Genomic DNA, 18,464 nt, shown 5'->3' with positions numbered 1-18,464 from the left:
GTGAGGTACGACCGCGGGACCGGCTTGAGCGGGGGCGGTGGGTAGTGGCCAGGGCTGTCTGGTCGTGGACGTCAGTGTGCCCGGACGGGGTGGGGCGGCACGGTCGACTCTTGCGGGAGATCGACATGGAGACGGTGCCGCGCCGCCCGGGTGAAGCATATCGGCAGGCTGCGAGAGGATGCCATGGTCGCGGTCCTGCCGGCACGGATCCGGGCGCGGGTTGTCGCTGTTGTCGTGGTGGCTCATGGCTGGTTCCCGGGTGCTGGCGTTGTAGGGCTGGTGGTGTTTACGGGGATGGGCGGGGCCGCCGAGGTCCTTAACCTTCTCGCGGTGCCACGGCGCCCTGCGCCCGGGGTCGCGGGCTGCCGTGCAGCGAGTGCGTCAGCTGGACGGTGCGATGCTGGCGAAGCCGTCCATGCCGGGTCCGCAGCGAGCATGTGAGCTAGCTACGCCGCCCACACCCTTCATCGCGGCACATCAACGGCTTCCCCTCGTGCGGTCGTGGTCTGGAGGACGTCCGTCTGTCGCCGGTGGTGGCCGGTGTCGATGCGGCCGACATGGGCATCGGCCCACACATCGCGGTTGTCATCGGCTGCATCGTCGCCTGGGCGTGGAGACTGTCCCGGTGGTGGCCCGGCAGGCGCGGGCAGGGTCAGGCCGCAGCTGTGCAGGAGTTGGGCGATCTGGGCGGGAGGGCGTCTGTGGTACGGGATGCCGGCCTGGGTGAGTCGTTGCTGAACGGTGCGGAGCCGCTGGTCGCCTCGGCGAGTGGTATGGGTGGTGACGACGATCCGGCTTCCGTCCGGTAGGTGTCGTGTCAGGCGGGTGAACAGGTCGCGGAGGTGTTGGTCGTCGAGGTGGTGGGCGAGGCTGGTGGCCAGGACCGCGACCGGTGCGGTGGGGTCGAGTTGGTCAGTAATGGCCGTTGTGAGGTGTGCGGGCTGGGTGGCGTCGGCGTCGACCACGGTGACGGCTCCGGCGAGGTCGCTGACATGCAGGGCGCGGCAGTGTGCAAGGACGAGCGGGTCATGGTCGACGTAGACCACCGCGCTCGTCGGGGCGATGTTTTGGGCGACGCAGTGGGTGTCGGTGTGGTCCGGGGTGGGCAAGCCTGGGCCGAGGTCGACGAACTGGCGTATCCCATCGGTGGCTAGGTGGGCGACTGTACGGATAGCGGCCTGTCGGGCTGCCCGGTAGCCGTGCGGGATGCCGGGATGGATGCGGGTGATCTGGTCGGCGAGGTGACGGTCGGCGGCGAAGTGGTCCTTGCCGCCGAGCCAGTAGTTGACGAGCCGGGCGAGAGCCGGCCGGCTGGCGTCGACGGTGGGGCGTGTGGCCGTGGCGGTGGCGAGCAGGGTGGCCATCACGGCTCCCGGCGAGGGCTGACGTGGGCGTGGGGTTGGCGCCACATGGGCCACAGGGGTGGGCCGCCGTCGGGTAGGTGCAGCGGGGCGGGGGTGGTGTCGTGGTAGCCGAGCCGCTGGTAGAGGCGGCGAGCGTCTGCGGTGGTGGCGACGAGGTGCACCGGCGTGCCGGCGGTGTCGCAGGTGGCGTGCCGGTGGGCGAGCAGCGCGGTACCGACACCCTGACGCTGCCGGGTAGGGGCGACACCGAGGTAGGCGAGGTAGGTGTGCGGGCGGCGTGGGGCGTCGTGGTGCAGCAGCGCGGCGAGGCGGGCGAACCGTGGGGCGTGTGGGCCGGTGGCGCGGTCGACCGTGGCGGCGTGGTGGGGGTCTGGGGCGTGGGCGATGGTGTGGGGCAGCCACAGTGCGGCGCCGGCGTGGTCGTCGGTGGTGTAGACGGTGCCCGCCACGATGGCCTGAGTGAGAATCGCGGGACAGAGCTGCTGGTAGACCTGTCGGCGTTCGGCCGGGTCGGGGATGAGCCAGACGGCGTCGGGGGTGTCGACGAAAGCGTCGACCAGCGCCGCTGCCAGTGGGGCGATGTCGTGGCGGTCGGCGACACGGATCAGGGTGGTGGAGGCGGTTGTCACCGGCGAGTCTCCTGGCGGATAGGGGCGGACGTGTGGGTGGTGGGGCGGGTGACGGCGTCGGCACCCGCGCCGACGCTGTCGTAGGCGGAGGGCCGCGTACGGTGCAGCACGGCTGCCCAGCCGAGGCCGGCGGTGATGGCGACGCCGTACAGGCCGGGTAGTAGCCACCGGGCTGGGGAGCCGGCTGGGACGTTGAGGAGATCGCCGAATCCGATGAGGGTGCCGGCGAGGACGACGGTCAGCACGGCTAGTGCTCCGGCGGGTGCCACGGTGACGGACCAGCGGCTCTCGCCCCGCCGGTCGTGGCGGAAGTAGGCGATGACGGCGAGGCTGGTCGCGGTCATCAGGATCAACACGCCCAGGCCGCCGGTGACAGTCAACCAGAAGAACAAATGCGTGATCGGATCAAGCCCGGCGGCCGCATAGATGGTAATGACGGTGCCGGCGGCGGCGGTCTGGGTGAGGGAGCCGAGTTTCGGCGCGCCGGTCCGCCCGTTGGTGCGTCCCAGGGCTGCGGGCAGGACCTGTTCGCGGCCCAACGCGAACAGGTAGCGTGCGACCATGTTGTGGAAGGCGAGCAGGGCGGCGAACAGGCTCGTCAGCAGCAGCAGCCGGCCCAGGTCCACCACGAGGCGTGGGAGGTGGCCGTCGATCAGGACGAACATCAACTCCGGCCCGTGGCGGGCGGCGGCACCAACGATGTGGTCGGGGCCGGCGGCGGTCTGCATCGCCCACGCCGACCCCGCATATAGGACGGCGGTGACGGCGATCGCGGTGTAGGTGGCGTAGGCCACCGTGCGCTGGGGGTCGCGGGTCTCCTCCGCGAGGACGGTGGTGGCCTCGACGCCGACGTAGCCGGCGATCCCACCGACGAGGATCGCCGCCATTCCCGGCGCGGCCAGGTGTGCCGGCTCCAACCCGTGCAGCGACAACACCCCGCCAGCAGGGTCAGCGGTGACCATGATGGTGTCGAAGACCACGACCACGGCGATCTCCGCCACCAGCAGCACACCCAGGACCCGGCCGTTGAGGTCGACCCGAGCCAGCCCGAGACCGGCGACCAGCGCCCAACCGGCGAAAGCCCACACCCACCACGGCACGCTGACACCGGCCACCGCCGATGCGGCGGCGGCCGCGACGACACCGAACGCCCCGTACAGGCCGATCTGCATCAGGTTGTAGGCGACGACCGCCACGAACGCCGCCGCCACCCCGGACGCTGGGCCGAGGGCGTGTGCGACGTAGGAGTACATCGACCCGGCATTGACCACATGCCGCGACATCGCGACGTAGCCGACCGCGAACAGCAGCATCACCGCGGCGGTCGCCGCGTAGGCGACCGGCACCCCGGACAGGCCGGTCACCGCGTACGCGGTCGGCACCGCGCTGGCGACCACCGTCATCGGCGCCGCAGCGGCCAGGACAAAGAACACGACCTGTGGCACCCCGAGCCGGGACCGGGCCAGGGCTGCGGCGACACCACCCCGACGCGGACGCGGCACACCATGCGAAACAGACACAACACACTCCTGAGGAAAGACGAGACCAGAAAAGGGGTTCAGGGACGAGTCAGCGACGCCAGGCAGACGCCCGAACAGCGGTGGCGGTGGTCAGGTCCGGCCGCCCAACACGGCCCGGCCCACCGCCGCCGACAACTGCCGCAGCAGGCCATCCAGCTGCAGCGACACCGGACTCAAGAGCTGTTCAAGACGCTGCCGCGCCTGCGCAGACTCGCCATCCAGGAAACGGCCCTCGATGCCCGTAGCCAGGCTCAGACGGGCCAGGCAGCTGTCGAACGCTTCAAGTCGCTCACTACGGCGGATGCGGGTTGACAACCTGGCCCACGGCCATGCCGCCACGTTCATGTCCGCCGGCTCCCACGCGATCCTCGGGGTCTTCAGCAGGCGCCGAACACGCACCCGACGAACTACTCCAGCAGCCGCCAGCCGCTCACCCACCGCCTCAACCGACTGATCGGCCAGAAAATCGATCCAGGTGGCGACCGGCTGGCCCGGCTCCGCCGCCACCCAGCCCAGCACCCGCCACTCCCATACATCCGCAGGCACGGACACCGACGTGCGAACCAACTGGCCCGTCGGAGTCACCACCAGCGCACCCGTCACGGCCAGGTCGATCACTAGGGCGGCGGCTACCCCGAGTCCCGCGATCCGCGGCGCCAGCCGTAGTCGGCCTGACACGTCGTGGTGCGCCATCAGGAAGAATTCATCCGCCAGCAGACGACGACCGCCCGGCAACGACAACGCCGACCGCCGACGCGCGCCAGTGCGATAGTCAGTCACGATGAGCCGACCACGGCGGAAGGTGTACCCATGGGATGGCGGTTACGGTCGGCGTGAGTACTTTCATCAACATTAATCAGTCCTTCGACGCGACAGGCGCATGAGGTCCCCCTGGCCAAGCTTTGGGCGCTGCGGATGTGTGATCGCGACGCACTCAGGCCAAGCCCTTATGCGGCTCAGGTTTACCTCTGCCTGACGAGTTGGTCTTGACAAGAGGTGCGTTCCATCGTCGATAGCTTGCCGGCACTCGGTGGTCCGCGACGCGGGTGTGTGTTTTCCCATGTTCACGATTTGCTTGCGAGCAAGTACAAAGGACGAGAATGGTATGGGCTCAGCCTGCGCGGAGCAGACGCAGTGCCGCAACGGCTTGGCGGTGTATAGCGTCGAGCCGCCTGGAAGCGTTGCCGTGGATGACGACTTTGACGCAACAGCGTTCCGGCCGCGTGTATGCGTGATGCCAGGTGAGCGGCCTCTCTCTGCAGACCTGCCTGCCCAGCCGGCGAGAGCTCGACGGAAGCCGCCCAACCCTGGACTGGTTGAGAAGGCAACGACCGGGGCCTACCGGGTGGACCAATGTGGAATACAGCTCCGAGTGGTGTCGGTGTACGGCTTGAAGTACACAACGTGACGACAAGATCCGCGCCGTACCAGGCGCTGGCCCGCGCGAGGTGCTGCGACTTCAGGATTCCTACCGCGCCGCTTCCCCTCCTCGCCGCTACGCGGCTGCGGTGCGGGTCGGCTTGCTACCGATGACAGCGCCTGGCTGCGGCTGCGCACCCAAGCTCCTCCATGCTCACGGCCCACTGCCAGAAGCACGCCGATCCGGCTGCCTTTGCAAGGTCTGGAGGCACCTCGACTGAGGGGTACCCAACTTTGTCGATCATTCGTCCTTGCGGCAAGTACGACAAGCTCTGCACACCTGGCCGTACGCGCCTATGTAAACCAGCTTGTACCCCGACAAGTGGCAGGGCCTGAAGGGTGGCATCTCGGCGTCGGCGGTCCGCCGCTCGGCGTCACCGTGATCCCGGGACACGCGGGAGGACATCGAAATGATCCACTGCCCGGCCGATTTGACCAGCCCGATCTGGCTCGAGTGGTTCGATCTGTACGCTCTCGCAGGCAAGGCATATGCCCGTCGGCTTCACCGTTCCCGCTCTCCTACTACCTGACGGCGAGGCGGTCCCTCCCACCGCAAGCATGAAGTGTGTCAACTTCCGCTATCAAGCCTGTTTGCGGCCCTGTCAGCAGACAGGCGGGGACAACCAGTGACGAACCGAGCGCCTGAACGAAATGTTGGATGGGCCGGACCACCCGCCCGATTCGTCGACTACTCAGAGTTGTTGGATGACAACGAAACTCCGAGTGAGTGCGTGGACCCCGTTTTCCCAACGAGGCCCGGCCTTCAGCATTTCAGAATCCGACCTGCTCCGGATCGGGCTCGGGTTCCGGTTGTTGATCGGCAGAGCTGCTGCGATGGCCACGCCGGACCTCTCGATCCGGATCGAGATCTGCCTGCACCCGCGCGTAGGCTGCGGCAGCGGCTTCCCGCTGCGGCTCGCCATCAATCCTTGCCTTCACCTGACCAGTATCTCCCACGGCCCGCGTTCACGCGAGGCGTAGGTGCGCAGCTCGTCGAGCGCGTCGGACCGGTGCCCGGCGGGCACCATGCCAATCAGGTCACGCACACCCATCCCGATAACCTGCACTCGGGCCGCCATCAGGCGGGCGGCATCGAGCGCCAGGCCGATTCCGGCAGCAACATCGCCGCGTCGCACCAGGCTCATGCCGTAGTACACGCAGGCATCTGCGTCCCATACCGGCACCCCCCGCAGTAGCGCCCGCTGGTCCCACGCTGTGTCCGCCGCCTCGGGAGATCCGCAACGGGATTCCAGGTAGATCCGGAACGACGCAGTGCGCGCCAGCGGCCCGTCGACGTCGCCGCTGGTCGGCAAAACCTCTGCGGACCGCTCCATCGCGGCCACCTGCTGCCGGCCGGCGGCGAGGTTACCTGTCAGCGCCGCCACGTGAACCAATGCGCTATGCGCTTCGACGCGCGCAGGGGACACCGCCGGCGCCAGGTCCAGGGCCCGCTCGGCCCGCTCCACGGTCTCCCGGTAGGTAAGCCCCTCGTAAGGGGCACGGGACGCGGTTCGGGCGCCGACCCACGCCTGAACTGCCCTGTCGTTGGCGAGCCCGGCGAAGAAGCTGGCCTGCCGGTATGAATCCCACGCCCCGACCACATTGCCCTTGTTTCCCTTCCACAGACCCACCAGCTGAGTTAGGCGGGCCAGCGCGCTCAACAGCTCAGGCTTCGGGTGCCCTCCAGCTTGGGCGAGCAGTAGGTTGGCTGCAGTCAGGTGTCCGACCAGGGCTGCACCGAACTGGCTGTCAGGTGAGGTGACCAACCGGCGGTTGTAGTCGCCGATCACCTGATCCCAGTCGGGGTCGGCGGCGATGGCGTCGAGCATGCCTTGCTCGACCAGCGTGGTCAGCGTGGCGATGCCGCCGAACGTCAGCGCCACTCCCGTGGCCGTCAGCAGTGTTCGTCGTCTCATCTGGTCATCCACTCCTTCGCCTAGGGCCAGCATGGTCGCCAGCACAGGAGTGGTGCCGAATATCTCGTCACAGGATCTCGCCAGCTGGGGTCTTCCTTGCCGCCGACCGGCCTCGATGTTGCACAGAGCGGCGGGGGACAGATGGACCCGGGCGGCGAGGCTGCGGACTGTGAGCCCGGCTTCCACCCTGAATGCTCTGATAGTGGCACCGAAGCTCTCTGGTGTATGCATTCTGCGACCAATCGTGAACACGTGAAAACCATGCGCGTGTCACAGACCGTAGAGAACCGGCACGCTATGAGCAAGGGAGCGAGCCGGCCCAAACATGGTCAGCACCAGCTCAGGCAGTCGCGCTCCCATCCGCAGACGTGGGTGCGGCGGCGCGATGTCCCCCGTGCGTCGACCGCCGCACCCACCTCCTCACCAGGGAGCGATTGTGCGCACTCTTCACGGGTGGCCGCTGCGCCGCCGAGCACCCATACCCTCCCCTGATCGTCGGGGTCGCCCCACGCCTGGTGTCGCGCCGGCCGAGCAGGTCGCCCCGTCCGACGTCAGCCGCTCGGGTGACTCGACATGAGCAGCGCGCTCAGGGCAACAGGTCCGCAGCGGGCGGTCGGCTACCCGATTCATCTGCCGCAGAACGCACTCTTCGCGGTGCTCGGTGGCTTCGGACTGGTCCGCCAGGTCACCGGGCTACCGGAAGGGCTACCCGAGGCGGTGTCCATCTACGTACTCCCGCCACTGGACCACCCCGAGGTTTCTGGTTCTGGTGCGGTGCGACGCGCTGATGGAAACCCTGTCCAGCGTCCTCACGCGCCGGATTCCGCCCGCGTCGCCACCGCGAGCGGAACCGAAGACCGCACTCAACGAACGCTGACGAACCGCGCGACAGACACAGATGCAACACCTGGAGCCACAGTCGCTGATCAACATTTCGGCGGGTACGCCGTCGTGCGAGAGTCGATGCGAACCCGTCGCCCGGCCTGCCCGCCGCGGTCATCGTCCGGGTGTACCCGCTGGCGCACGACTTACGAGATCGGTGTGCTCGCGGCGGCAGAGGAGTCTCTCCCGATACTCGGACGGGTTGAACAGTGATCGACGACGATGACCCGGCGACAGCAGCCCGCCCGCAGTCCTGCGGCCCAGATGGGAACTGCGGCAGCCTCCCCACGAGTGGGTTGATGCATGCGGCACCAGGTGCGCGACAACTGTCCACCATCCTCGTGCAGGCGCACGCAACCAACCCAGCGACCTTAACCCCTGATCCGACAGGCGGAAGACCGCGACCAGGGCCACTGCGTTCTTGGCCGACGGCGGTTGACCTGCCGTTTCGCCGCCACGGGCGGCTCACAGAGCGGACGTCCGGAGCCGGGACCGGAGCAGAAGGCCGTCACCTGGAAGGGATTCGACACTGCAGGTGCCGTGCCTACCGGCCCAAGGTGGCCACTCGTGCCGCCAACACCTGGTCAAGGCCACGCCAACCGAGAACGCAATGGCCCTGAGACCGCGACCGAGGCAGCGAGCCAGGGATGACGCCCATGACCATAGCTCTCGACGACGCTATCTGCTGGCTGTCCCGCTGCCTAGTACGGCAGCCGCCATTTGCTAGCCAACCAGGGAATGCGGGAGCCACCGCGCGGTGTTGGCGTACAGGTTGGTACGTGCAGCGGCGCGGACCACAAAGGACGATGTCTCCACCGTTCTCCACCAGAGCAATCAGCTTGACAGTCCATATCACCGTCACCGGCCGTGACTACACAGGGTGATTGGCCTTGACGCGAGTCCTTGCCTCGGCGAGAGTTATCGTCAATGTAGCCCGGTTTCACGTCGTACCTGGTAGCTGAACCGATTGACGAGCAGCAAATCAATCAGCAAATGTGTCAGACCGTAGGTCCACTCAAGGCCCCCCAGGATTTGCTCGACCCGGCGAGGGCTGAGGAGGCGATTTAACATAAGGGGGAGTCTTGGTGATTGAGGTCGACCCATGGGTGAACCGAATTGATCCCGGTGCCTTCGAATACCTACCGACATTGCCGCTCGACTCTGATCCGATTCAGAAGGTGTTCGTCGGCGGTCGCGATGATCTTGCGGTCGCAGGAGCGTGTTCAGTCTACTTCGCGGGAACTGACGTAACCGGTCCGCTGCACTTGGGCCACCTATACTGTTTCGCCGCTGCGGGAAGCGTTGCGGAAAGTCGTGGTGGGCGGTTCACTGTGTCTATCAACGAGATCGAAAGTGGACTGAGCCGAGAAGTGCCAGCGAAAGATGCTCACCGAAACGCGGTCGCGATCGAGAGAATGCTGCGACAGTCTGGCATAAAAGTTCATTCCAGGCTGCACGACGCCGAATTAATTTATGCTTCGTGTTGTCTGTTTGGCTGGCTTCTGCGCAAGCGCCATGAAATTGTAGAGGAAGTATATGGCGATATCAGACAATCCGACCTGCTGAGCATTTGTCCGATGGTGCTTACTCCTGCATTTCTGAGCCGCAAATCCGGCTCAAGTGTTTGTGCAATATACGGATACGATGAAGTTAAGCATGTAGAATTTATCTATCGGTTGTATCGTGATGAGATCTTCAAGCGATGGGCCGATCTGAATCTCGTCGTATGCCTCCCCACCTTTACGTATATCCTGGCGCCGTTGGTCGCGGCGCGCGATCCTCGCTTCAAGATGAGTAAGTCACGTCCCCATGACGCTGTCGCATGGCATTCAATCCCGGATCGGCATACGGCGAACAGCGGTATGTTTTCCAGACTCGACGACTTTGCCAAGCGCCATGCGCCACTTATTGCGGCTTCACCTCTCGGTGCGGCGGTCGCCCGACATGCGGGAGGGAACCATGCACTTCTTTGATGTCATCTTTGCGACCAGGCTTACCGATAGCGGTACCATGTACGAACTATGGCGCCAGCAGGAAGCCGGGTCGCTGGAATATGTCAGCAGAGCCGAAGAGTTGCAACAGCAATACGCTGAGAGACTTGTCGACGAAGCCGGCGGTGACATGGAGACGCTTTTCGGATTCACCATCACGAGTTCAATCGGTGCGATGTTGCCGACCCTTCCGAAGTCCTTCGTGTCGACGACGTGTGAGTTTCCCGCTGTGCTCAGCCTGTTGCATCGATCTGGCAACAGGCTGGCGGCATGGGTGTGTCCGTTTACGCGGACCGTTACCCCAAATGGGCCTATCGCACCGCAAATGTTCCTCCTGGTGAGTCATGTCGACTATATATCCGGTCGAGACATTGTGAGCGATGTGGTGGACACGCTGGCCGGCGATCCATCCCTGGCTCGGGCAAGGTTCACAATAGTTGTCGACGGAGCGCACGGTGTTGGGAACCACTGCACGGTCAGAGATATAGCGGATGTTCGGGCGGCTTTCGAGCAAAAGCTCGACGTTGAGGACTTCGTATACGTCTTCGATCACAACAAGTGGCTGCATGGATTCTCCGGCATGGCCGTCACATTGCACACGGGCGTAAGTGCGCCGATCATCGAATCCATCTTCCCGCGTCGCGCAGAAATCGGCTACGCGAACTTCGACGAACCGGTATCGGTTTCCTACAACCCGATGTTGCCTCATTGGATGGCGAACTTCACGGGACCGGCGGACAATGGATTCGATCATGGAAGTCTGGTCGTCAGCGGAAGGTTAACCGCGCTGTTCATCGCTTCAGCCCGACAGCAGCCTTTCGTCGATGTGGAGGTTTATGAGTCGAATACCAACATGGTCTTGCTCACTACGCCCGATCCGGGAAGGTTGTTTCATCATCTTGAAGACCATGGCTATCGGAGTCATCTTATGGGAGCGTCCAGGATTCGGAGGAACACCCCTGGCGGCGCCGGTGGCATCCGGCTGACATTCTCCTCGCGTTCGATTGACGCTGCCGCAGTCGAGGGCCTCGTAGCAACACTGCGGAAATTTTGATGACCATCAGAAAACGATTGCTGGAGAACCTCGAACGTGTTACGGAGGCGGCTGTCACGCAGACCTTCGATCGTCTACTCAAGAAGCACCCCGACGAGGGCGTGTTTTGGAACAACCTCTTCGCCGACAAGATGAGGGTCTTCGATGAGACGGGGAAGACTGACTGGGACTCGCCATCGTCACGTAGCTACTACGAGCTGCTACTTGAAGACTTCACGCGACTGTCCGGGACCCCGTCCAGTGCGCTCGAGATGGGGTGCGGAACGGCAGTCCTGTCGATCCTGCTCGCCGCTCAGGGTGCCGACGCGACGATTGTCGACCGGAGTGCCGCCGCTCTCGACTATGCCAAGGTCCTCGAGCAACGCCTTCGTCGGGAGTTCACCTTCGTCGGGACTGTGTCATACGTCCGTGCTGACTTCCTAGAGTTGGACCGTACTTTTTGCTGCGAACTCGTCCACAACTGCGGGGTCATCGAGGAGATCCCGATCGATTCCGCGAGCGAGGTCGTCGCCGCGATGGCTCAGCATGCGGAGCGCCGCGTCGTCGTGGGCGTGCCGAACTTTTTCAATCCCTACCTCCTCGGAATCTGGGGGCGAGGGGGGAAAGGAACCGAACGGTACTACTCCGCCCGCACCTTGCGCCGTGTGTTGCGGGCCGCCGGGTTGCGTGGAGCTCGCGTCTCCAACAGTTCCTGCATCCACCCCCTGCTCCCGCGGACCATGAACCGTGGGCTCGGACTCGGTTTCCTCCATTTAGGAGTAGCAGACGTATGAGCTCGATCGTCAACGAATCCTGCAGGTTCCGCCCGCCTCAGAAGGGCCGTCTCGTCCTGTGGGAGCTGACAAGGTTCTGCAACCTCGCTTGCAAGCACTGCTGCACCGGTTCCAGTCCTGCGGTCAGCCGCAAGGACGACCTCTCTACGGGAGCAGCCCTCGCCGCGCTGAGTGAACTCCACGCCGCCGATGTCCGAGAGCTCTACATCACTGGGGGAGAGCCTCTGGCTCGTAGGGACTTCATCGAGCTGCTACTTGCAGCCGGCGCGATGAAGGACCTCGCCGTTTACGTCGCCACCAACGGGACCTTCATCAGCGACAACCATGTCGCGGCGTTCAAGGCCGCGATGGTCCGGTCCATCACCATCAGCGTCGACGGCTACGACGCGGACACCCATGACTCCATTCGGGGCCTGGGCGCATTCGCTAAAGCCGAATTGGGGATTCGTCGTTGCGTGGAAGCGGGCCTCGCCGTCCGGCTGAGCCACATGATTACTCCCACAAACTACCAATCCATCCCGAGATTTTGCGAGTTCGCCGTACACGCTGGAGTAAAAACCGTAGCGCTGCATACGATCATCCCTGCGGGGTCGGCGCGTGGATCGGCGGACCTTGTTTCCATGTCGTCGATGACCGATACGATTCAGAATGCCATCAGGGCTGCAGGTCAGGAGTACTCGGGGACGCTGGAGATCCAGCATGGGCTGGACGGCACTGACAATCCCAGGCACTGCATCGCTGGGCAGCAACTGCTGCACATCTCGCCGAACGGCGACGTGAGCCCGTGCTCCTGGATGTACAAGCTCGATCCTGCGTTCTCGCTCGGGAATCTGCGCCAGGAGTCACTGCTCTCTTGCCTCGACAAGCTGCAGCCGGTAGTCGGCGCGTACACGGGGCAGCAGGGCTGTCCCATCCCGGTGCTCGCCGAATCCAGCCTCCGCAAGCGGCTTCGCAGACCCGGGACCGCTCCCGGAACGGTGTCACGATGATGCCGACGCTGCATGCGTCCGGTCTGAGCGCCGTCAGGCCCAGCCTTCCGCCTTCCGGCGCGGCTACCTTCAGGTCCAAGTTCCTGGGCCTCGACGAGAACGTGAATCGGCTGATACTGACCCCTCTCGGCAGCGTCTTATCAGCCCTATCAGGACCTGATCGTGGCTCCGGCCTCTGGCCGTCCGGGCTGGTTCGCGACGTTCCGATCGTGCAGGGACCACAGGGTCGCGCAATTACGGACGCGATCTTCAACTTGCCTACCGGAAGCCAGGTCATCTTTCTCGGACTTGCCGGTGGGCTACGCCCACCGGCTGCGGTCGGAAAGTGGATTAGCGTCGGTCGTGTATGGAGCGACGGCCAAGCCTATGACTGCTCGCTCGAGTCGCCGCCCAGTCTCGACATCGTAACAGGGGCTACCATCGGGTCGCTGACGGAGTCTTGGGCGTCCACCGCGTCTCTAGCCGAACAAGCTGACGTCGTCGACATGGAGACCAGCCACGTCTACGAGACCGCCAACATCTGCGGCATCCGGGTGCTCAGTCTGCTTCTGGTGTCAGATGAACCCCCTCACCGGCCGTTCTGGGAAACGGACCTCCAGTCCCTCAACGCCCGCGTGGCTTCCCTCATCGACGTCATCGATCCGTGGCTCGCAGGTAGTTCCCTTAACGCGTCCACGAACCGGGCAAGACTCGCAGATGGAGGGAACGGATGAAGGCTCCGATGCTCACTGACGAGCAGCTCAACGACTTTGAGACACAGGGCTACGTGCATGTGCCTCAAGTGTTCCCGGCGGACAAGGTGCAGGCGCTGCTCGCAGCGGTCGCTGAGCTCGGTGCCCGCGCATCGACGGCAGCGGACACGCGACGCTGGTGGTCCGCCTTCCACGACGGCGCCTGCACGCCGCAAGCGCAACAGAGCGCAGATTATCGGAACGTCGCGATGGCGTCTGACGTCTTCGCCAACCTGGTTGACGCCGCCGAGATCCTCGTTCCCGTGGTCCAGATTCTTGGACCCCGTGTCGCATTACTCGGCACGCATGCCGTCGTCCGCGCTCATACCGAAGGGCTCTCCGCTGAGGAGCTGGCCCGGACCCGGCTGGGCTGGCACCGCGATCTGGGCGTCTCCTCGATCGACATGGCCGAGCCGCATCCCAGGCTGGCCGTCAAGGCTGCCGTGTGGCTGACACCGCTCACCGGATCCGGGCAAGGGGCCATGCGGGTGGTACCGGGAAGCCACCGGCTGATCGGTGAACCAGCGTTCGACAGCGCCACGAATCAGCCATTCGGGGCGGTTGAAGTCCTGGCCGAGCCCGGAGATGTACTGCTGTTTGAACAGCGGCTGTGGCATGCCGGCGCACCCAACATCAGCCTACGGCCCCGGGTGTCGCTGTTCTACTGCTACGGCTTTCGCTGGCTCCGGCCGCAGGACTACACGGACATCGACGTCGAGAAGCTCGCGGCCATGAGCCCCGTACGGCAGCAGCTCTTCGGCTCCAAGACGACGACCATCGGGCACCATTTGCCCACGCCGGAGGACGTTCCCCTCGAGACCTGGTCCAGTAGCTGGAAGGGAAGTGCAGATGAGCCTGTCGCACGAAACGCTTGAAATGCACCTCGCGCAGTTCGCTCGCGATGGTTACGTCACGTTGCCCGGTGTCCTCGATGAGGCAGAGGCGACGTACCTCAAAGGGGTCATAGCGGAGCACACGGCACGGCTGCGGCAACGATCTGGCGCAGATCCTGACGAACGTGCCCTGGTCCTCGACTTCCTCTCGCTCGATCCGCGCCTGGTGGATCTGGTCGACGACCCCCGGATCATCCCCCTTGTCACAGGGATTCTCGGAGCCAACACCTTCCTCTTCCACACGCACTGGTGCGTGGCGCCGTCGCTCGCCAACGCTGTGTTTCCTATGCGGCAGCACTTCCTTCAGACGCACAATGAGGGGGCCAGCACTGCGGCCACGGTCAGTGAGCCGGCGGACTACTGGCGTTGGCATCGTGACGGCGGTCGCATCAACGATGAACTCGGCTCCCACCCACAGCCCCGGCTGTCCTTGAAGGTGGGGGTGTTCCTGACCGATCTCGATAAGCCTGGAATGGGCAACATGGCGCTTATCCCAGGAAGCCATTTGCGTTCTGAGCCGTTGCCATTAAACGGCACTGAGCCCGCCAACAGCCGACAGATCCTCGCCCGGGCTGGCGACATCATCGTCTTCGACCGCAGGGTCGTGCACTCGTCGTCCCCCAACTTTTCAAATCACGCCAGAATGGTTCTCTTCTACGGATACGGCTATCGCTGGTTGAGGCCTCGCGACGACATGACGGTCTCGATGTACCTCGAAGCTGCATCGTCCGTTCGCCGACAACTTCTGGGCGTGACCAGCAGCGGCTACGCCTTCTCCTCCCCGACCGCTCGCGACCTTCCGCTGGCGGATTGGATGGCTGATCACGGATATCCGGTCGGTCCACTGGATGACTGCCGATGAAGATCACGAGGGTCCGGGCCTATCCGCTGACAAGTCACGCGGTCTGGGTGGAGGTTGAGGCCGGCCAAGTCTCCGGATTCGGCGAGTGTTACCCTAACCGGGCAGACTGGGCGACGCGACTGATCGCCGATGTCGTGAACGAGGGCCTCGCCTCCGCGCTACTCGGACAAAACTGCGAAGACATCGATCGCCTATGGCATCTTTGTTATCGGAAGCTCACCCCGCGCCAAGGCGACAAGGGCCCCTACATGGCAGCCATATCGGGGGTGGACATCGCACTGTGGGATCTGGTCGGAAAGCTCCGTGGGATTCCCGTTCATCGAATGCTCGGTGGTGCGCATCACCGGCGGATTCCGCTTTATGCGAGCATCGGCGGGGCCGCCGATCGTGAACTCGACGAGTATCTCGCCGAGGTGCGTGCCTTCCAGGAACGAGGCTTCACCGCGTTCAAGGTTCGCACCCATTGGGGCGAGCATCGCATCGACGTCGATCCGGACCGTGATATTGAAGTCCTTCGTGCCGTCCGAGCACAGGTCGGCCCAGAAGCAGGCCTGGGGTTCGATGCGAACAACGGGTACAGTCCGAAGACGGCCATCGCTCAGGGTAACCGAACGGCGGATCTCCGGTTGTTCCACTTCGAGGAGCCTATTGCGCACCATGACTTCGCCGGCCTTGCGGAGGTGGCGCGAGCGGTTTCGGTTCCGATAGCTGCCGGTGAGCAAGAGTACAGCCGATGGCAGTTCCGTGATCTGGCCCTCCGCGGTGGAGTTGACATACTGCAGCCCGATGTCCTGAAGTGTGGTGGTATCACGGAGTTGCGGAAAATCCTGTACCTTGCCGACATCCTTGGCAAGACGATCGTGCCGCATCAGAACCAGGCTACGGTGGGCTTGGTGGCCAGCCTTACTGTCATGTCGATCTGGCCGTTCACTCTGCGCCCACAGGAATACCTCGGAGAGCAGCCGGAGCTGGAGATGCTTCTCGATGAACCGCCCAGGATTGTGGACGGCGCGTGGCAGTTGACCGACGAACCGGGTCTCGGCCTGCATGTGAGGGCGTCGGCATTGGAGGCTGCGAGCCTATGACCGCTATCATCGCGGACGCAATTACCGACACATTGGCGAAGGCCGGCATCGAAAGCGTTTTTTGCGTACCCGGCGCGCACATCGATGAGCTGTGTAGGAGTGTGGCTGCCCACTCCGCGCTGAGGCTGGTGACGTGTCGAACTGAACAAGGCAGCGGCATGATGGCTCTCGGGCATGCTCGCATCTCCAATCAGGTCGCTTGCTGCCTTACCATCCCAGGCCCGGGTCTGCTAAGCCTGGCGCCGGTCCTGGCGACCGCTACCGCGATGTCCGTGCCGTTCCTCTGCGTCGCGGGTGCCATCGCGAGCCCTTATGACGGTCTCGGACTTGGATTGCTTCACGAAGCGCCGCCTGTCCTCCGTCATGGCGACCTCCTGAGCGGATGGCACACTCTCCGCCCTGCCGACGTCGCCGCTGAGCGAGTCAATGCGCTCCTCGCTGCTACGATCGCCGCACCACACCGCCCTGCGTTACTCGAGGTACCCATCGACGTAAGCGTCATGGACGCGGGCGTCCAACAGTCACCCGCCCGGGCCGAGGCCCCGCCCCGGGTGCATGTCGACGTCGATGGTGCCGGCAAGTTGCTCGAGAACTCGTGCCGACCACTGGTCGTCGCCGGCGGTGGTGCACGAGGGGCGGCCAGGGAGATTGTGCGGCTTGCCGACCGCCTCAACGCACCGATCGTTCCCACTGTCAACGGGCGTTGCCCCACGCTCGATCACGAGGAGCGGGCTTTCCCGCCCACCGCACTCAGACCGCTGTGGGAGGCATGCGACCTGGTGATCGCCGTCGGCACGCGTCTCGCCTCGATCTACGGCTCCGGCCGCCACAAGGCGGATCCTCGTCCCGTAATCCGCATCGACGCCGACCCGCGACGGCAATTAGTACCGCACCGAGCGACAGTCGGATTGACGGGTGACGCCGCAGACATCACCCGGTCCCTACTTGGTCTCACAAGCAGCCCCCAGGCCGCAGGATGGGACGACGATGCGTTGGGGGCACTTCGTCATGCCTGCACAGACGCATTGGCAGCCGTGCCACTACAAGCCGAATACACCCGCGTATTACACGACACGCTCGCAGACGATGCTGTTGTGACGCTGGACTCCACCCAGATCGCGTATCACGCCATGTACGCCCTGCCGCTTCGTAGCGGACGCATCCTGCCCACGGCCGGAATGCAGGGTACGCTGGGCTCGGCCCTCCCGTTGGCGATCGGTGCGAAACTCGCTGCTCCGGCCCGCCAGGTTGCATGCGTCGTCGGAGACGGCGGCTTCGCGTTCGGCCTGCCCGAGCTCGCTACGATGGCGAAGGAACGGCTCGGCGTCACCGTCATCGTCTTCAACGATGGAGCGTATGGCGAAGTGGCGCTGGCCTCCCGGCATGCCGAAGCAGCCGGCTACAGCGAGCTGGTAAATCCCGACTTCGTTCTCCTCGCCGAGTCGTTCGGGATCGCCGCCCGACGCGTATCGTCACCAAACCAGTTGAGCGACGTCTTGCGACGGGAACTCCGGCAGGACAGGCCGTTGGTGGTCGACGTATCCATCGGTCCCGCTTCCGGACTCGCGAGCATCTTCAACGTCGGCTCCTACGGTAGGAAGTGATGATCGTGCAGGATACCCTTGGTTGTTTCTGTGCGCTCGGTTCTCCGCTCGTCACGGAACTGGTGGCCCGCAGTGGCGCGTTCGGCTGGCTTTGTGTCGACCTCCAACACGGCATGGGCGGATTCACCGATTGCCTCGCGGGCCTGCAGGCTGTCGCGGCTATCGGGATCCCCGCACTAGTCCGGATCCCCGTCGGAGACGACGCGCTGGTCACGCGCGTCCTTGATGCCGGCGCGCACGGCGTGCTGATCGCCAACGTGGAGACACCAGAGCAGGCGCGAAGGGCGAGCGCTGCGGCATTCTATCCGCCGCGAGGTGCACGATCGATCGGGCCGACGCGTGCTCGCTACCTTCGTGACGGATACGTGGCAGCCGCGGCAGCCCACACCGAATGCATCGTCATGCTGGAGTCGCCACCGGCGTTCGAGGCACTGGACGACATCGCGAGGGAGCCCGTCACCGGCCTGTTCGTCGGTCTCGCTGACCTCGTCCTTACTCTAGGCGGGCACTTGGACAACCCACTGCACGACCCGCTGGTACGCCGTTGGCTTGAGTCGACCCTGACCGCCTGCGCTGCCCGGGGACTGACCAGCGGAGTCTTCAGCGAGGACGTGGGGACAGCAGTTGAGTTGAAGCGGATGGGATTCGATCGGGTGGCAATAGGGCTCGATGCAACGATACTCATGAACGGAGCCCGGAAACAGCGCGCAGCGTTCGACACGGCTTGGTCCGCAGCATGACGCGCAGCGATC

The 18,464-nt window shown here is 64.7% G+C and carries 16 protein-coding genes and 1 pseudogene; 10 read left to right on the top strand and 7 right to left on the bottom strand.

All coding sequences use genetic code 11. The annotated features are described in order from the left end of the window. Window positions 1-464 precede the first annotated feature (464 nt). From EDC02_RS37370 to EDC02_RS43025, 7 genes and pseudogenes are all read right to left on the bottom strand, one after another. Window positions 465-1,364 carry an SAM-dependent methyltransferase gene (locus EDC02_RS37370; protein WP_123606790.1) on the bottom strand — a complete coding sequence of 300 codons (900 nt, stop codon included), beginning with the start codon at window positions 1,362-1,364 and terminating at the stop codon, window positions 465-467. Continuing rightward, entirely contained in the window at window positions 1,364-1,993 is a 630-nt protein-coding gene (locus tag EDC02_RS37365; RefSeq protein ID WP_158632440.1) for a GNAT family N-acetyltransferase, read from the bottom strand. Before EDC02_RS37365 ends, EDC02_RS37370 begins: the two co-directional genes overlap by 1 nt. Further along, window positions 1,990-3,513, bottom strand: a complete 1,524-nt coding sequence (locus EDC02_RS37360) for an APC family permease (protein ID WP_255500636.1) — start codon at window positions 3,511-3,513, stop codon at window positions 1,990-1,992. The genes EDC02_RS37365 and EDC02_RS37360 overlap by 4 nt, the downstream gene beginning before the upstream one ends. A 90-nt stretch (window positions 3,514-3,603) precedes the next feature. Then, entirely contained in the window at window positions 3,604-4,293 is a 690-nt protein-coding gene (locus EDC02_RS37355) for a GPP34 family phosphoprotein (protein ID WP_148083789.1), read from the bottom strand. Window positions 4,294-5,703: 1,410 nt separating this feature from the next. Further along, the gene (locus EDC02_RS40605; protein ID WP_158632439.1) at window positions 5,704-5,871 is read right to left on the bottom strand and encodes a hypothetical protein; all 168 of its coding nucleotides are present in this window, start codon (window positions 5,869-5,871) and stop codon (window positions 5,704-5,706) included. Next, window positions 5,868-6,848, bottom strand: a complete 981-nt coding sequence (locus EDC02_RS37350; protein ID WP_233606634.1) for a hypothetical protein — start codon at window positions 6,846-6,848, stop codon at window positions 5,868-5,870. The genes EDC02_RS40605 and EDC02_RS37350 overlap by 4 nt, the downstream gene beginning before the upstream one ends. Window positions 6,849-6,899: 51 nt before the next feature. Continuing rightward, window positions 6,900-7,079: pseudogene (locus EDC02_RS43025) on the bottom strand (helix-turn-helix transcriptional regulator); the annotation flags it as partial. A gap of 1,736 nt (window positions 7,080-8,815) precedes the next feature. Here EDC02_RS43025 and EDC02_RS39965 point away from each other — a divergent pair. Genes EDC02_RS39965 through EDC02_RS37310 form a run of 10 tightly spaced genes read left to right on the top strand, consistent with a single transcriptional unit; the run spans window position 8,816 to window position 18,452 of the window. Beyond that, window positions 8,816-9,703 (top strand): hypothetical protein, encoded by an 888-nt coding sequence (locus tag EDC02_RS39965; RefSeq protein ID WP_148083788.1) that lies wholly within the window; start codon window positions 8,816-8,818, stop codon window positions 9,701-9,703. Next, the gene (locus EDC02_RS37345; protein WP_148083787.1) at window positions 9,690-10,775 is read left to right on the top strand and encodes a hypothetical protein; all 1,086 of its coding nucleotides are present in this window, start codon (window positions 9,690-9,692) and stop codon (window positions 10,773-10,775) included. The genes EDC02_RS39965 and EDC02_RS37345 overlap by 14 nt, the downstream gene beginning before the upstream one ends. Beyond that, window positions 10,775-11,548, top strand: coding sequence for a bifunctional 2-polyprenyl-6-hydroxyphenol methylase/3-demethylubiquinol 3-O-methyltransferase UbiG (locus EDC02_RS37340; RefSeq protein WP_123606785.1), 774 nt, complete (start codon window positions 10,775-10,777; stop codon window positions 11,546-11,548). The genes EDC02_RS37345 and EDC02_RS37340 overlap by 1 nt, the downstream gene beginning before the upstream one ends. Further along, window positions 11,545-12,537, top strand: coding sequence for a radical SAM protein (locus tag EDC02_RS37335; RefSeq protein ID WP_123606784.1), 993 nt, complete (start codon window positions 11,545-11,547; stop codon window positions 12,535-12,537). The genes EDC02_RS37340 and EDC02_RS37335 overlap by 4 nt, the downstream gene beginning before the upstream one ends. Then, window positions 12,534-13,250: a hypothetical protein gene (locus EDC02_RS39960; RefSeq protein WP_148083786.1), complete on the top strand. Its 717-nt coding sequence runs from the start codon at window positions 12,534-12,536 to the stop codon at window positions 13,248-13,250. Before EDC02_RS37335 ends, EDC02_RS39960 begins: the two co-directional genes overlap by 4 nt. Next, a complete protein-coding gene (locus EDC02_RS37330; RefSeq protein WP_123606783.1) occupies window positions 13,247-14,143 on the top strand; it encodes a phytanoyl-CoA dioxygenase family protein in 897 nt (298 codons plus the stop codon). The genes EDC02_RS39960 and EDC02_RS37330 overlap by 4 nt, the downstream gene beginning before the upstream one ends. Continuing rightward, window positions 14,118-15,023: a phytanoyl-CoA dioxygenase family protein gene (locus EDC02_RS37325; RefSeq protein ID WP_148083785.1), complete on the top strand. Its 906-nt coding sequence runs from the start codon at window positions 14,118-14,120 to the stop codon at window positions 15,021-15,023. Before EDC02_RS37330 ends, EDC02_RS37325 begins: the two co-directional genes overlap by 26 nt. Beyond that, entirely contained in the window at window positions 15,020-16,108 is a 1,089-nt protein-coding gene (locus EDC02_RS37320) for a mandelate racemase/muconate lactonizing enzyme family protein (RefSeq protein ID WP_123606781.1), read from the top strand. Before EDC02_RS37325 ends, EDC02_RS37320 begins: the two co-directional genes overlap by 4 nt. After that, window positions 16,105-17,712, top strand: coding sequence for a thiamine pyrophosphate-dependent enzyme (locus EDC02_RS37315; RefSeq protein WP_123606780.1), 1,608 nt, complete (start codon window positions 16,105-16,107; stop codon window positions 17,710-17,712). The genes EDC02_RS37320 and EDC02_RS37315 overlap by 4 nt, the downstream gene beginning before the upstream one ends. After that, entirely contained in the window at window positions 17,712-18,452 is a 741-nt protein-coding gene (locus tag EDC02_RS37310; RefSeq protein ID WP_148083784.1) for an HpcH/HpaI aldolase/citrate lyase family protein, read from the top strand. The genes EDC02_RS37315 and EDC02_RS37310 overlap by 1 nt, the downstream gene beginning before the upstream one ends. Window positions 18,453-18,464: the final 12 nt, after the last annotated feature.

This window comes from Micromonospora sp. Llam0 (assembly GCF_003751085.1).
In the GTDB taxonomy this organism is placed as follows: Bacteria; Actinomycetota; Actinomycetes; order Mycobacteriales; family Micromonosporaceae; genus Micromonospora_E.
This window is presented reverse-complemented; position numbering and strand designations above follow the sequence as displayed.